The sequence below is a fragment of the Thermochromatium tepidum ATCC 43061 genome (assembly GCF_009664085.1).
GTDB lineage: Bacteria > Pseudomonadota > Gammaproteobacteria > Chromatiales > Chromatiaceae > Thermochromatium > Thermochromatium tepidum.
The window spans coordinates 692,989-705,960 of the sequence record NZ_CP039268.1 but is presented as its reverse complement, the minus strand read 5'-3'; the positions used below and the strand labels follow the sequence as shown (position 1 = coordinate 705,960).

Here is a 12,972-nt window from a genome sequence, read left to right as displayed (position 1 = left end):
TGGGCATTCTGGGTCGCGCTGGCCTATCCGACCCGACGGGCATAGTCGCTCAGGTCGGTAGAACGCTGGGCCAGGGTCCGGCTGTGTTCCTTCATGACCAGGATCATCTGCCGCAGCTTATCGATGAAGCGGTTGATGTTCTTACCCAATTCGATCAGTTCGAGGTGATGCTGTACCCTGACCTTGACGGTCAGATCGCCTTCTGCTGAGGCCAAGGACTGCATGCCCTGGGCGAGCTGTGCCAATGGATGGGTGATGGTCCGGATCAGGACCACCATGACGATCAGGCCGAGCAGGGTCATGACCAGGGTACCGGCAATCAGCCCCAGGGTCGCCAGGCCGGTACCGGAACGCAGGTCGCGCTCCAGATCCCTGACCGCTGCCAGGATCTCCGCCTCAGGGACCGAGATGACCAGGGTCCAGGAGGCGTTCGCGATCGGGATCCTCAGGACGTGCAGCCAGAGGTCACCGCTCTTGCTCTGGCCAGGGGTCGTGACGGCGGTCGCCAGTTTGGGCGCGACATCGCTCAGACGCTTGCCGAGCTGATCCGGGAAGCGGGTCGCCGCAACGATCAACCCCTGCTGACTGACCAGCATCAGATCGCCCTGACCGCGAAACAGCCGTTTGGCGATCGCGGCGGACGCGGTCTGGAGCACCGAGAGGTTGATGTCGTGCCCCACCACGCCGATGAAGGTCCGGTTGACGATGAGCGGCAGGGTGAGACTGATCATCAGCTCCTTGTAACCAGGGCTGATCTCATAGAGATAGGGGTTGGTGATACAGGTCTGCAGACGCTCCTTGGGACAGAGATACCACTCGGACTCACGCTGTCCATATTCGTTGCGTGTCTCGAGATATTTCTCGCCCGGGTCTGGGGTTTCATGGAAGGTGAGTGAGTCGCCCTCGCGGGTGAAATAGAGCTCGATGGTGCCGGTCTTGGAGCTGTGGGCGAGGGTGCCTGCGTATTCGCTGTCCCGGCCGTCATAGCCGTTTGGTTCGAATTGGGCGTAGGCAGAGCTGATGGTGGGATTGCTCTCCAGGGTAGCGCGCACCATCTGTTTCAATTGGTCCCGTCCATAGGGGGCAGTCTCGCCTGCACCGAGGGCAGAGCTTGCGATCTGGTGTTGCAGGACCGAGGCGCTCGCGATGGCCGAGGCCAAGAGCCGCTGGATCTCCTGACCGGTGCCGAGCGCGGTCTCGTGCATGAGCGCCTCGGCCTGTCGCGCGAGGTTGAGGGTCATGGAGTCGGTGGCGGTCTGGATCGCCCCGCTAAAGATCCGGGTCGCGAGCAGGATGATGGTGCCTGCCGTCAGCACCAGGATCATCCCCGTTGCCAGCAGCAATTTCAGGCGTAGGCTGAGTGTCCGCATAGCGATACTTTCTCACGTAACCCATTGATTTTGTAGGAGAGGCTTTAGCCGCGATTGAGAGGCACGCGATTTATTCAGCACTTCCCTAAGGAAGGAAAGGGTCGGATTGAAGGCAATAAGCGATTGATTTCGCCCAGCCTCACCCGCCCCCCTGTAAACAGGGAGAGCGGGGATCTACAGGTAGAGTTCAGGTCCCTGTCATCGCCTAAGAACAGGATGGGATCTCTGACTCAGGCCCATTGACCGAACGCAGTCGATTGCGCTGGCAGAGTCTAGCCGTCGAGTATGAAGGCCATATTAAACCTGGTCTTCGAGCCCCCTGTTCGACGCGGGCCCCATTGGAATGGCAAGTTCAATGGATCGAGGCGATAACCCAGGTCGCGCCAGGTCATAGAGCGGAGGGTCTGATCCCGTCTCGCGCAACACCCTGTCGCGCGCCCGGCAGGTGTCGGTCTGAGGCGTGACGCTCAGGGGCCGTGTCTGTGGGTGTTCTAGGGAGATGCTGATTGATTCTGTTCGCGGCCAAAGTTGCTCCTGCAACCCATTGATTGTGTCGGAGCGGCCTTAGCCGCGATTCGGTGAGACGCGATTGATTCAGAGTTTCTTTAGCCGAGCCGGCCCCGGACCGACATCCCGACCCTGTAGCCCGACTCGCCGGTCCAGTAGCCGTCGCACAGGCCGGACGGTGCCCAGCTGCGCAGACGCGCCGTACCCTCGGCCAGGTCGAGATCCCCGTTCAGACAGTCTGCGAAGGTACGGACGATCGCGGCGGTGTGTTTGGATTGGGGGCTGATCCTCAGTAGATCCACACCCAGGGCGCGTACCTCCTCGAGTGCTGGAAGCAGATTATGGGTGCCGGCCGACTGGGTCTGGATGCCGTTGAGGCTCAGGAACTCTTGGCCCTCCTGGGTCGTGACCAGCAGTCCGTCTGGATAGTCGCCACAGCAGAACGCGCAGTTGTCCTTGCCCAGCCCCCGGTTGTAGGCCGTAAAACAGCGCGCCGAATAGGCCAGCGGCAGACGACCGAAGGCAAAGAGCTCGCACTCGACCCCCGGTGGACGGTACCGGAGCAGATCGGCGAGCGTCTCTCGACCCAGCTCGACCGGCATCACCCAGCGTTTGAGTCCACACTTGACGAGAAAGGCAAGCGTGCGCTGGTTGTAGAGATTGATCGAATGGCCGGCGACGAAGGGTCGGCCTTCGAGGAACTCGAGCGCGGCCAGGTCACCGGCCTCGATCAGAAATCGCTCGTCAGCACAGATCCGCCTGAGGGTCTTCAGTTCACCCTCGGACTCGATCAAGGCCAGGGTCGAGATCACCGCCTGCTTGCCGGCGGCGGTCACGCGCTCGGCCAGTTCCCAATAGTCCTCGGGCTTGAGCTGACGGCGCTTAGAACAGATGGTCTCGCCCAGATAGATGACATCCACCGGGGTCTCGAGCAGCTCGGCATAGAAGTCGAACACCTGCTCGCGTGGCCAGAGATAGAGGATGGGACCGAGTGACAGCCGGGGTCTTGAGGGTGTGTTATTCAAAGATGACATGGGGGTCAGTTTGGGATTAATCGATGCAGGAAGCAGGCTCGCCGGGCGCCGCTGGCCGCTGGTTGCTAAACGCTCACTCAATGCCAGGTGCGCTCGTAGGGGCCGATGGTGGTCTGTGCCCCCTCGGAGACCTGCGCCAGGATCTGATTCCAGCGCTCCTTGGGCCGGAACGCCTGTGGGTTGCGCAGGCAGGCGTCGATCGCCTCACGCCAGACCTGGGTGACCTGGGTCACATAGCGGGTGCTGCGCTGGCGCCCCTCGATCTTGATGGCGCTCACGCCCGCGGCCAGGATCTCGGGCAGGATGTCGAGGGTGTTGAGGCTGGTCGGCTCCTCGATGGCGTGACGCAATGCGCCCTCGACCCGGTAGCGCCCCTTGCAGATGGTCGGGTAGCCGGCGGCCTCGCCGTGCGAACGCCGCTCCAGCAGCACCCCGCCGAGGCGCGTCTCCTGACCCTGGGGCGTGTCGCGCCACTCCACATGCGCCGCCGGCGAGCAGGCGCCGAAGGTGTTGGGCGACTGACCGCTGGCGTAGGACGAGAGCAGACAGCGCCCCTCGACCATCACGCACAGACTGCCGAAGCCGAAGATCTCGACGGGGACCGTCGTTTCCTGGATCAGATGCGCGACCTGGGCGAGCGACAGCACGCGCGGCACCACCACGCGCTTGATGCCGAAATGACGCTGCATGAAGCCGATCGCGGCCGGATTGGTGGCCGACCCCTGGACCGACAGATGCAGATTGACGTTCGGATGGCGCTCAGCGGCATAGTCGAGCACGCCCATGTCGGCGAGGATGATGGCATCGACCCCCAAACCGGCGGCGCGGTCGACGGCCGCCGTCCAGCGCCCCCAGCCCTTGGGCTGGGCATAGGTGTTGATGGCGACGAACACCTTGACCTGACGGTCATGGGCGTATTTGACGCCCTCGGCGATCTGCTTGTCGTTGAAGTTGAGGCCGGCAAAGTGGCGCGCGTTGGTGTCGTCGCGAAAACCGATGTAGACGGCATCGGCGCCATTGTCGACGGCGGCCTTGAGCATCGGCAGATTGCCGGCGGGACAGACGAGTTCCATGGTGTGGGCCCCCGGAGATCAAGCGGTATTGACGAGTCGATGGGTGGAAAGGGTATCGGCGCGGTCGCCTTGGCGGGTGCCGCGACGAAACAGTTCGGCCTCGATGGCGTTGAGCACCGCCCATTTGCGGCTACACCAGTCAGGCGCAAGCAGGATAGCGCGCTCGGCCGTCCCGGTCAGGCGATGATAGACCACGCTCACCGGTGTGCGCTCGATCAGATCGGCGCAGATGGCGACATAGTCGTCCAGGGCGAGTGGGGTATAGTCGCCGCGGCGCCAGTCGCTGGCCAGCCGGGTGTGGCGGACCACATGCAGCGGGTGGATCTTGAGCCCCTCGACGCCCAGCTCCAACACCCGGTCGAGGGTGGCGAGCGCCTCTGCATGGCCCTCGCCCGGCAGCCCAACGATGAGATGGGTGCAGATGGGGATGCCACGCCGATGCGCCGCCGTCACCGCCACGCGATACTCGGCAAAGCCGTGGCCGCGATTGACACGCGCGAGCGTGGCGTCGTTGGCCGACTGCAGACCCAACTCCAGCCACACCTCCTTGCCGCGCGCGCGATACCCGGCGAGCAGGTCGAGCACGGCCTCAGGCACGCAGTCCGGACGGGTGCCAACCGACAGTCCCACGACGTCCGGGTGTCTGAGGGTGCTCTCATAGCGTTCGCGCAATACCTCGATCTCGTCATAGGTATTGGTGTAGGTCTGGAAATAGGCCATGAATCGGCGCGCGCCTGTGCGCTTGGCGAGCACGCCGCGTCCAGCGTCGAGCTGTCGATCGAGATCCGGCGGGTGCTTGGCGGTCGGGCCGAAAGAGACATTGTTGCAGAAGGTACAGCCACCATGTCCCTTAGTGCCGTCGCGGTTCGGACAGGTGAAGCCGGCATTGAGCGCGAGCTTGTGTACCCGCTGGCCGTAGCGCGCAAGCAGATACTGACCAAAGGTGTTGACACGCTCGCTGAGCGCGCGATGTGGGGTGGACGAGGAAGGCATGGGGCTGACAGCAACCGAGCGGCAGCGATCGGCATTCGATCCGGATTTGCCAGTATAGATCAATCCTGCCGCCTGCAAAACGCGCGTCCAGGCCGTTCACGGTCAAACAATGGGTCCAACCGAGTGCGGCATCGGTTGTATCCTAAAAGATAGTGGCGTGATCGTCCCCGCCGATCGAATCTCTCAATCCATCGCACCCAGGATCGCCCATTGCGTCAAGCCAGCCACCCACCAGACACGCCCCAGTCCCTGGTCGAGCGCATCAAGACCTGGGGCCAAGCGCTTGGCTTTCAGCAGATCGGCATCACGGATACGGACCTCAGTCAGGTCGAGCCCCTGTTGCTCGACTGGCTGGCACGCGGCCATCACGGCGAGATGGACTACATGGCCAGGTATGGCGTCAAGCGCGCGCGCCCGGCCGAACTCGTCCCCGGCACCCTGAGCGTGATCTCGGCGCGGATGGACTACCTGCCTGAGTCTCGCGCAACCCTCCATGAACGGCTTGCCGACCCGGCTGGTGCCTTCATCTCGCGCTATGCGCTCGGACGCGACTATCACAAAGTCCTGCGCCAGCGCCTGCAACGGCTGGCCGACCGGCTCGCCGCCCATATCGGGCCTTTCGGCTATCGCGTCTTCGTCGATTCGGCACCGGTGATGGAAAAACCGCTGGCCGAAAAGGCCGGACTCGGCTGGATCGGCAAGCACAGCAACCTGGTCAATCCGCGCGCCGGCTCGTGGTTTTTCCTCGGCGAGATCTACACCGACCTTAAGCTCCCGCCCGATCGTCCGATGCGCGACCATTGCGGACGTTGCCGCGCCTGTCTCGATGCCTGCCCGACTGGGGCCATCGTCGCGCCCTATCAGGTCGATGGACGGCGCTGTATCTCCTATCTGACGATCGAGCTCAAGGGATCCATTCCGGAACAGCTGCGACCGCTGATCGGCAACCGGATCTACGGCTGCGACGACTGCCAGCTCGTCTGTCCCTGGAACAGGTTCGCCCAACTCACGGCAGAGTCCGACTTTCGACCCCGTCATGGACTGGACACCGCCACCCTGATCGCACTCTTCACCTGGGACGAGCCGACCTTCCTTGCACGCACTGAAGGGTCGGCGATCCGCCGGCTCGGCCATGAACGCTGGCTGCGCAACCTGGCCGTCGCGCTCGGCAATGCCCCACCCTCCCCCGAAGTCTGGGCCGCGCTTCAGTCCCGCGCTCAGCACCCGAGCCCACTGGTGCGCGAGCACGTGGCCTGGGCGCTGACGCGGGTCGGCTGAGGCATCAGCGACGACAAGAGCGACGCTCGCACAGCCCCCGCTCGACCGCGATCACGGCCGCCTCGACCCGTGAATGCACCTCCAGCTTGCGCAGGATCGCCTTCACATGCAGCTTGACCGTGCCCTCCGAGATCCCCAATGCCCGCGCGATGGCCTTGTTGCTCTGGCCCTCGGCCAGGTGACAGAAGATCTCGTGCTCGCGCGGGGTCAGGTCCGCCGCACCGCCGCTTGCGACCGGCGCCGGACTGGAGTCACCCCGGACCGCCCGCGCCAGGATCCCGGTCAGCTCGGGTGCGACCACGGTGTGCCCCTGGACGATCTCGCCGAGTGCGGCGATCAGGGCATCCGGCTCCATGTCCTTGAGCAGATAGCCCTGGGCCCCGCTCTGGAGCGATTCGATCACATCCCGCTCCTCGGCGCTGGTGGTCAACATGGCGATCGGCATGGTCTGATGGGCCGCCCGTAACAGGCGCAGGAGTTTCAGCCCATCAAGCCCTGGCATCCGCATGTCCAGCAGCACCACATCGGGTCGGGTCGCCGCCACCTGCTCCAGCCCGGCATTCGAGTCGCCCACGGCGGCCACGACCTCGATGCCGCGCCGCTCCAGCAATTCCTGAAGACCGAAGCGGAAGAGTGCATGGTCGTCGATCAGGAGTACGCGCATCGATCCGTCTCCAAGCCCTGAGTCTGATGACGCCCCAGACGCCGCCCCGCCTCAAAGAGGATCTCCACCCGCGTCCCCTCCCCCGGCTCGCTCTCGATGCGCAGCTCGGCGCCGATCCGCCGCGCGCGCTCCTCCAGGATCGAGAGCCCGATGCGCTCGCCCAAGGCGGATTGGGCGTCCGGCAGACTAAAGCCGACCCCATCGTCCTCGATCAACAACACATACCGCCCGCCGGCCTCGCGCGTCAGCAGGACCCGCACCGTATGGGCCTGGGCATGCTTGCGGATGTTGGCCAGCGCCTCCTGGGCGATGCGCAACAATTGCAGCTCTTCGGTGGCCGAGAGCTCGAAGGGTCGGGTGTCGTTCTGGAACAGGACATGGACACCGGTCTCGCGCCCGAGCCGCTGGGTGAGCTGTTCGAGCGCCGGCACCAGCCCCTGACGATCGAGCGGCGCGCGAAAGCTCGCCAACAGCTCGCGCAGCTCGGTGTGGGCCTCGTCGAGGCCATTGCGGATGCGCGTGAGATCGTTGCGTGCCTCGGACGGGATGGGGCAGCCGGCGAGCGCGTCGTCGAGCATCCGGAACTGGAGACGCAGACTGGCCAGGGTCTGGGCCAAGGAGTCATGCAGCTCGTGGGCGAGCGCATTGCGCTCCTCGATGATCGACAACCGGCGCGCCTCGGCATCCGAACGCTGCTTGGCGATGGCCACGCCTAGATGATGGCCGACCGTAAACAGCAGCTCCAGGATGTCTTCGCGCCCCTTCAGTCCGGGTGGATCGAGGAACAGGGTATAGATCCCAAGCAACTCGTCGCGATGCTCCAGGGGTACAGTGACCACCTCGATCTCGGAACTGGCGAACATGCGCCGGCCATAGAGACGCGAACAGTAACGGGCATCGTTGTCGCACAGGATGTCGCCGGGCGCGAGCACATTGCCGCACAGACAGAGATCGACCGGGGTCATGTCCGACTCGCAGACCAGATCGTCGTTCAAGCCGATGGATCCGATCAGACGCCGCGTCCCATCCGGTAGCACCAGACGCACGGTCGCAGCACGGGCATTGATCATCTCCTTGAGTACACGCAAAAAGCGTAGCACCAATTCCTCGACGCTCTCGGTCTGATGGATGCCGGCGGCCACGTCGTAGAGGATCTTGAGCGAGGCGGTCTTCTGGGCCAGACGCCGGGTCTGGCGCGCCACACGATCATCCATGTCCTCATAGAGGCCGGTCAGCTCCTCGTTGAGACTACGGATGTCCTGGGCGATCCCCTGCAACACCCCCGTCTCGGTCAGGCTGTCGCCGGCGCCGGGCTCGCCCTGGCAGACCTGGGTCAGCGAACGCTCCAGGCGTGCCAGCGGACGCAACAACCGATCGCGCAACCGCCGCCACACGAGCGCGACCGCGACCACCGCCAAGGCCGTCACTCCAAGCAGACCCCAGCGCGCCCAGCTCAGCTCGGGCCGGACACTCAGAACGGCAAGAGACACCACAAGGCCGATGAGCGCCGAAGCCAGCACCCAGAGCGGGGGCGTTAGACCTGTGGCCTGTAGGATCTCGCGGACGCGCCGATCCAGGGTCTCTTCGCCCGGCCATCCGGAATTTGCCACGGTGGACCGGACCGAGCGTCGCGGAGGCGTGGCGATCGTCACTGGGATAAGGCCCCCTCGGGGCGCCCCAGGCGTCTCTGGACGCCGGCCACTAGAGCCAAGGCCGACTCGAAGTCGAATCGCTCGATCAGGCGCCCGAGTTCGGCGTGCTCATCGGGCATGATCGCCGCAAATCGCGCCGACTCTTTTTGATAGAGCGCACGCGCGCGTGCATTGTCATCGCGCAACAGCGCCGCCAGCTCGTCGAGTAGCGTGCGCGTCTGCTCGAGATCGACCTCGAGGCCGACGGCAGAAGGATAGGATGCCTGGGCAGAGGTCTGCGACTGCTCGACGGCGTTACGCAGAGCCCGCAGGGCATGGTCGATGGCGTCGATCGCAACGACCAGTCTGTCGGGGGCGTCAAAGCCCTCGGGACGACGCGCCATCTCGAGCAACTGGGCCTGTTCGGCGATGGCGGTCAAACCCAGGGTGCCCGCCACGCCCTTGAGTCCGTGCGCCAGACGCGCCAGACCCTCGCCGTCGCGGCGCGCCAGCCCCTCGGCAAACAGCCTTGGATCATCGGCATGCGACTCGATGAAGCGCTCGATCAGCTTGAGATATTTCTCCTGACTGCCGAGCAGGCTCGCGAGCCCCTGGCGCAGATCGATCCCCGGCAGCAAGCGAATGGCGGCCAACAGATCGGTACGGCGTGGGCTGGAATAGGCGTGGGAAGACGCCGGATCGGGCGCCCCAGTGGCCGATTGGGATTGGCGCGCCGCCTCCGTATCGGCGGGCTGGAGGCGCGCGGGCAACCAGCGCAGCAGGGCGTTGAACAGATCCAGCGGCTCGACCGGCTTGGGCACGAAGTCGTTCATGCCCGCCTCCAGACAGGCGCGCTTATCATCCTCAAAGGCATTGGCCGTGAGCGCAAGGATGGGTGTGTCGTGCCCGCTTGGCAGGGCCCGGATGGCGCGCGTGGCGCTCAGACCATCCATGACCGGCATCTGCACGTCCATGAGGATGAGGTCATAGTCCGCAACCGCGGCCATCTCCAGAGCGACCTGGCCATTCTCGGCGGTCTCGACGCGCAGACCGACGCTGCTGAGCAGTTCCAGGACCACCTCGCGATTGATCGGGTTGTCCTCGGCCAGGAGCACGCGCGCCCCGGCGCAGCGGTCGCGGATCTTGGACTCGGCCGCCAGCCGATGCGCCTGCGTGATCAGCACACCGGGCTGACCGGGCCTGAGCCTGACCTCGAACCAGAAGGTGCTACCCCGTCCCTCGGCGCTCTCGACCCCAACCTCTCCGCCTATCATCTGCACCAATTGCGCCGTGATCGCCAGCCCCAGCCCGGTACCACCATAGCGACGTGTGGTCGAGACATCGGCCTGTTCAAAGGCTTGAAAGAGCTTGGATTGCTTGTCGGGCGCAATGCCGATGCCCGTATCCTCGACCTCGAAACGCACTTGGCACCAGTCGGCGTCACGCCCCAGCAGACGTACCCGGATCGCCACAAAGCCGCTCTGGGTGAACTTGACCGCGTTGCTTGCGTAGTTGAGCAGGGCCTGGCGCAGGCGGGTCATGTCGCCCCGCAGCCAGTGCAGCTCGGGGTCCAGTTCGACCTTCAGGGTTAGACCCTTGGTGCACACCTCGTTGAGGATCATCGATCTGACCTGATCGACCAGCATGGGCACCGAGAAGTCCTCCTCGAACAGTTGCAGCTTGCCGGCCTCGATCTTGGACAGGTCCAGGATGTCATTGATCACAGTCAGCAGATGGCGGGCCGCGTTCTCGATCTTGTCGAGCCGATCGATCTGGGCCTGGTCGGTCAGCTCACGGCGTAGCAGATGGGTCAGGCCCAGGATGGCATTCATCGGGGTGCGGATCTCGTGGCTCATGTTGGCCAGGAAGGCGCTCTTGGCGCGGACTGCGCTCTCGGCCAGCTCGGCGCGGCGAGCGAGTTCGGCCTCCATCTCGCGCTGCGGACGGATGTCGCGCGCAAAGCCGACCGTCCCCAACACCTCCCCGCTATCGTCGATGATGGGGGCCTTGAAGGTCTCATAGATGGCGTCCGGATTGGTCCGACTCGGCATCTCTCGGGTGCGTCGACACCGGCTGGCCATGACCTCGGCGTCATCGGCGCAGTAGCGCTCGGCCATCTCGCGCGGCCAGAGGTCATAGTCGGTCAGACCGATGATCTCCTCGGGCGTGCGCCCCTTGATCTCGGCGAAGACCCGATTGACGGCGACGAACCGCCCCTCGCGGTCCTTCATCCAGGCCAGATAGGGTAGGTTATCGAGCAGGGCCTGGAGCGAGCGCGTCTGCTGGCGCAGCTCCAGGGTGCGCGCCTCGACCAATTCCTCAAGATGGTGGTGGTACTGATCCAGCTCCTCGGTCAAGCGCCGTTGTTCGGTGATGTTTGATTTGACGGCCAGGTAGTGGGTAACCCGCCCGTCGGGCTGACGGATGGGCGAGATGATCGCCAGCTCGGTATAGATCGAGCCGTCCTTGCGCTTGTTGATCAACTCGCCGCGCCAGACCTGGCCGCATAACAAGGAGCCCCACAGATCATCGAAGGTCTCAGGTGGGGTCAGACCGGACTGGAGGATGCGCGGGTTCTGACCGATGACCTCCTCGCGGCTATAGCCAGTGGTGGCGGTGAAAGCGGCATTGACGTATTCGATACAGGCGTCCAGGTCGGTGATGACGATGCTCTCCGGGCTCTGCTCGACCGCCAGCGAATGCTTGATCAGCTCGGACTCGATCCGTTTGCGCTCGGTGATGTCGCGAAAGACCCCGCGGCGCCCGAGATAGCGCCCATCGGCGCTGAGCACTGGATTGCAGATGTGCTCGACCCAGCGCTCGCGGCCATCGCGCGCGCACAGCCGTAGCTCCAGACAAACATGATCGCGTTCACGCGAATCGAGCACCGCAGTGAAATGCTGGAGCCAGCGTTCACGATCGGCTGGATGGATCAGGGCCGTGATCAGATGCGGGTCTGCCAAGAACTCCTCGTCCGTATGACCGCTGAGTTCCCGACAGGCGGGGGAGACATAGCGATAGCGCCCCTCGGGGCCGAGCCAATATTCCCAGTCCGGGCTGTGTTCGGCGAGCACCTGGTACTGCTCGCGGCTCTCGCTCAGCCGGCGCGCCTCGCGCTGGCGCTCGACATAGACGGCGATATGCGAGGCCACGGCCTCCAACAGCCCTTGCTCATCGTTCAGGAAGGGGGTGTCGGCGAGCCCTGGGGGCGGCGGCGCGCGATAGGCGAGCTGGATCTCGCCGACGACCAGACCATCGACCCGGATCGGGGCCGTCTGCATCCAGACGGTCGGGGTGAAGCCCGGGGTCTGGTGCTCGAACTCAGGAAGGCAGAGTCGCGCCTCGGCCAGCTCCGGAAACTGCCAGGCCGCCGGCAGACGCTCGACCACCCGCTGTAGCACCTCCTCCAGCGGGGCCTCGTGACGGCTGGTCTCGCGCAGGACCTCGTAGAGCCCACGCATCTCCTTGAGGCGCTCATTGAGTTCGGCCTCACGACGTTGAACCTGCTCGTTTGTGACCTGGAGCGCCCGGCGTTGCTGCACCGCCTCGGTGCGATCGATGATGGCACAGACATACTGGTCGTCCCCCCCTTCCAGATCCAGTAGGGGGGCGATATACAGGTCGCCGATGAAGGGCGCCCCTTCGTCACCCTGGAAGCGGATCTCCGCAAGCCTCAGGGTCTGGTTCCTTTCAGGCAGACGCCGCTTCCAGAGCTCGGCCACCTGACCGCGGTCGGACTCATCGACCAGACGTAGGAAAAAATGCTGGCGGAGGTGGGATGGCTTGAGACGGAAGAGGTCCTGGGCGGCATAGTTCACCTCCTGGATCAGGCCCTGGCGGTCGAGCACCAGCTCGGCGATCGGCAGATCGTTGAAGAAGGCGGTGAAACGCTCCAGGGCCAACTGGAGCTGGCGCTGGCTGCGCAAGAGCTCTTCGTTCTGGATCTGGAGCTCCGCCTGGTAGATGCGCAGGCTCTCGACCAGGGCAGCGAGTTCAACGTCGGCACCCTGCAACAATTCTTCGGCAATGTGGAATCGCCCCTGATGCAAAGCCGCCAGGGCACGTTCGCGGATCTCATCGGTGGATAGCCCTTGGCGTCCATCCCGGGGCTCAGTGGAATCCGCCTGATCGAGGCCGCGATCGCCGTCGTTCATGGTCATCTATCTCTATCTAGGATCCAGGTAGGGCAAAATAGTATGATTCCATCAGGATATTGCACTAGATTGGTCACGGATGGCTATCCTGGCTAGAGCTCCAGAACGGCAACCTTTGAAGGTGGCCCATCAAGACCATCGGGTCAAAAGGCTGCACCACGCTGCAAGCGGTCTTCCGGGTAAGGCGTGAACGCTAGAACGCTTTCAAGCCCTGGCCCTGTCAAGGTGGATCTCGGCAAAGCGGGTCGGCGGGTTTGTAGGGGCGCCG

At 64.4% G+C, this 12,972-nt stretch carries 8 protein-coding genes; 1 reads left to right on the top strand and 7 read right to left on the bottom strand.

The genetic code is table 11. The features are described 5' to 3' along the window. Nucleotides 1-23: 23 nt before the first annotated feature. From E6P07_RS13830 to mnmL, 4 genes are all read right to left on the bottom strand, one after another. A complete protein-coding gene (locus tag E6P07_RS13830) occupies nucleotides 24-1,370 on the bottom strand; it encodes a methyl-accepting chemotaxis protein (RefSeq protein ID WP_246172908.1) in 1,347 nt (448 codons plus the stop codon). 605 nt (nucleotides 1,371-1,975) lie between these two features. Then, nucleotides 1,976-2,911 carry a ubiquinone anaerobic biosynthesis protein UbiV gene (gene ubiV / locus E6P07_RS03210; protein WP_153974281.1) on the bottom strand — a complete coding sequence of 312 codons (936 nt, stop codon included), beginning with the start codon at nucleotides 2,909-2,911 and terminating at the stop codon, nucleotides 1,976-1,978. 77 nt (nucleotides 2,912-2,988) lie between these two features. Next, nucleotides 2,989-3,984 carry a ubiquinone anaerobic biosynthesis protein UbiU gene (gene ubiU, locus E6P07_RS03205; RefSeq protein ID WP_153974280.1) on the bottom strand — a complete coding sequence of 332 codons (996 nt, stop codon included), beginning with the start codon at nucleotides 3,982-3,984 and terminating at the stop codon, nucleotides 2,989-2,991. Between the two features lie 18 nt (nucleotides 3,985-4,002). Further along, on the bottom strand, nucleotides 4,003-4,977 hold the full coding sequence (gene mnmL / locus E6P07_RS03200; protein ID WP_153974279.1) for a tRNA modification radical SAM protein MnmL/YtqA: 975 nt from the start codon (nucleotides 4,975-4,977) through the stop codon (nucleotides 4,003-4,005). Between the two features lie 210 nt (nucleotides 4,978-5,187). Between mnmL and queG the strand changes: the two genes are divergently transcribed. Next, the gene (queG, locus tag E6P07_RS03195) at nucleotides 5,188-6,255 is read left to right on the top strand and encodes a tRNA epoxyqueuosine(34) reductase QueG (RefSeq protein ID WP_153974278.1); all 1,068 of its coding nucleotides are present in this window, start codon (nucleotides 5,188-5,190) and stop codon (nucleotides 6,253-6,255) included. A 4-nt stretch (nucleotides 6,256-6,259) separates the two neighbouring features. Here the strand turns inward: queG and E6P07_RS03190 are convergent, their stop codons facing one another. From E6P07_RS03190 to E6P07_RS03180, 3 genes are read right to left on the bottom strand one after another with little or no spacing between them, the layout of a single operon-like run. After that, nucleotides 6,260-6,919: a response regulator gene (locus E6P07_RS03190; RefSeq protein WP_153974277.1), complete on the bottom strand. Its 660-nt coding sequence runs from the start codon at nucleotides 6,917-6,919 to the stop codon at nucleotides 6,260-6,262. Then, a complete protein-coding gene (locus E6P07_RS03185; RefSeq protein ID WP_153974276.1) occupies nucleotides 6,904-8,529 on the bottom strand; it encodes a GAF domain-containing sensor histidine kinase in 1,626 nt (541 codons plus the stop codon). The genes E6P07_RS03190 and E6P07_RS03185 overlap by 16 nt, the downstream gene beginning before the upstream one ends. A 38-nt stretch (nucleotides 8,530-8,567) precedes the next feature. Beyond that, complete coding sequence (locus E6P07_RS03180) at nucleotides 8,568-12,710, bottom strand: PAS domain S-box protein (RefSeq protein ID WP_246172907.1); 4,143 nt, start codon at nucleotides 12,708-12,710, stop codon at nucleotides 8,568-8,570. Between the last annotated feature and the right edge of the window lie 262 nt (nucleotides 12,711-12,972).

What these genes read in the sequence shown, in the direction of transcription:
- E6P07_RS13830 (WP_246172908.1), bottom strand. Translation starts at nt 1,370, where the DNA reads ATGCGGACACTCAGCCTACGCCTGAAATTGCTGCTGGCAACGGGGATG.
- E6P07_RS03180 (WP_246172907.1), bottom strand. Translation starts at nt 12,710, where the DNA reads ATGACCATGAACGACGGCGATCGCGGCCTCGATCAGGCGGATTCCACT.
- ubiV (WP_153974281.1), bottom strand. Translation starts at nt 2,911, where the DNA reads ATGTCATCTTTGAATAACACACCCTCAAGACCCCGGCTGTCACTCGGT.
- E6P07_RS03190 (WP_153974277.1), bottom strand. Translation starts at nt 6,919, where the DNA reads ATGCGCGTACTCCTGATCGACGACCATGCACTCTTCCGCTTCGGTCTT.
- mnmL (WP_153974279.1), bottom strand. Translation starts at nt 4,977, where the DNA reads ATGCCTTCCTCGTCCACCCCACATCGCGCGCTCAGCGAGCGTGTCAAC.
- ubiU (WP_153974280.1), bottom strand. Translation starts at nt 3,984, where the DNA reads ATGGAACTCGTCTGTCCCGCCGGCAATCTGCCGATGCTCAAGGCCGCC.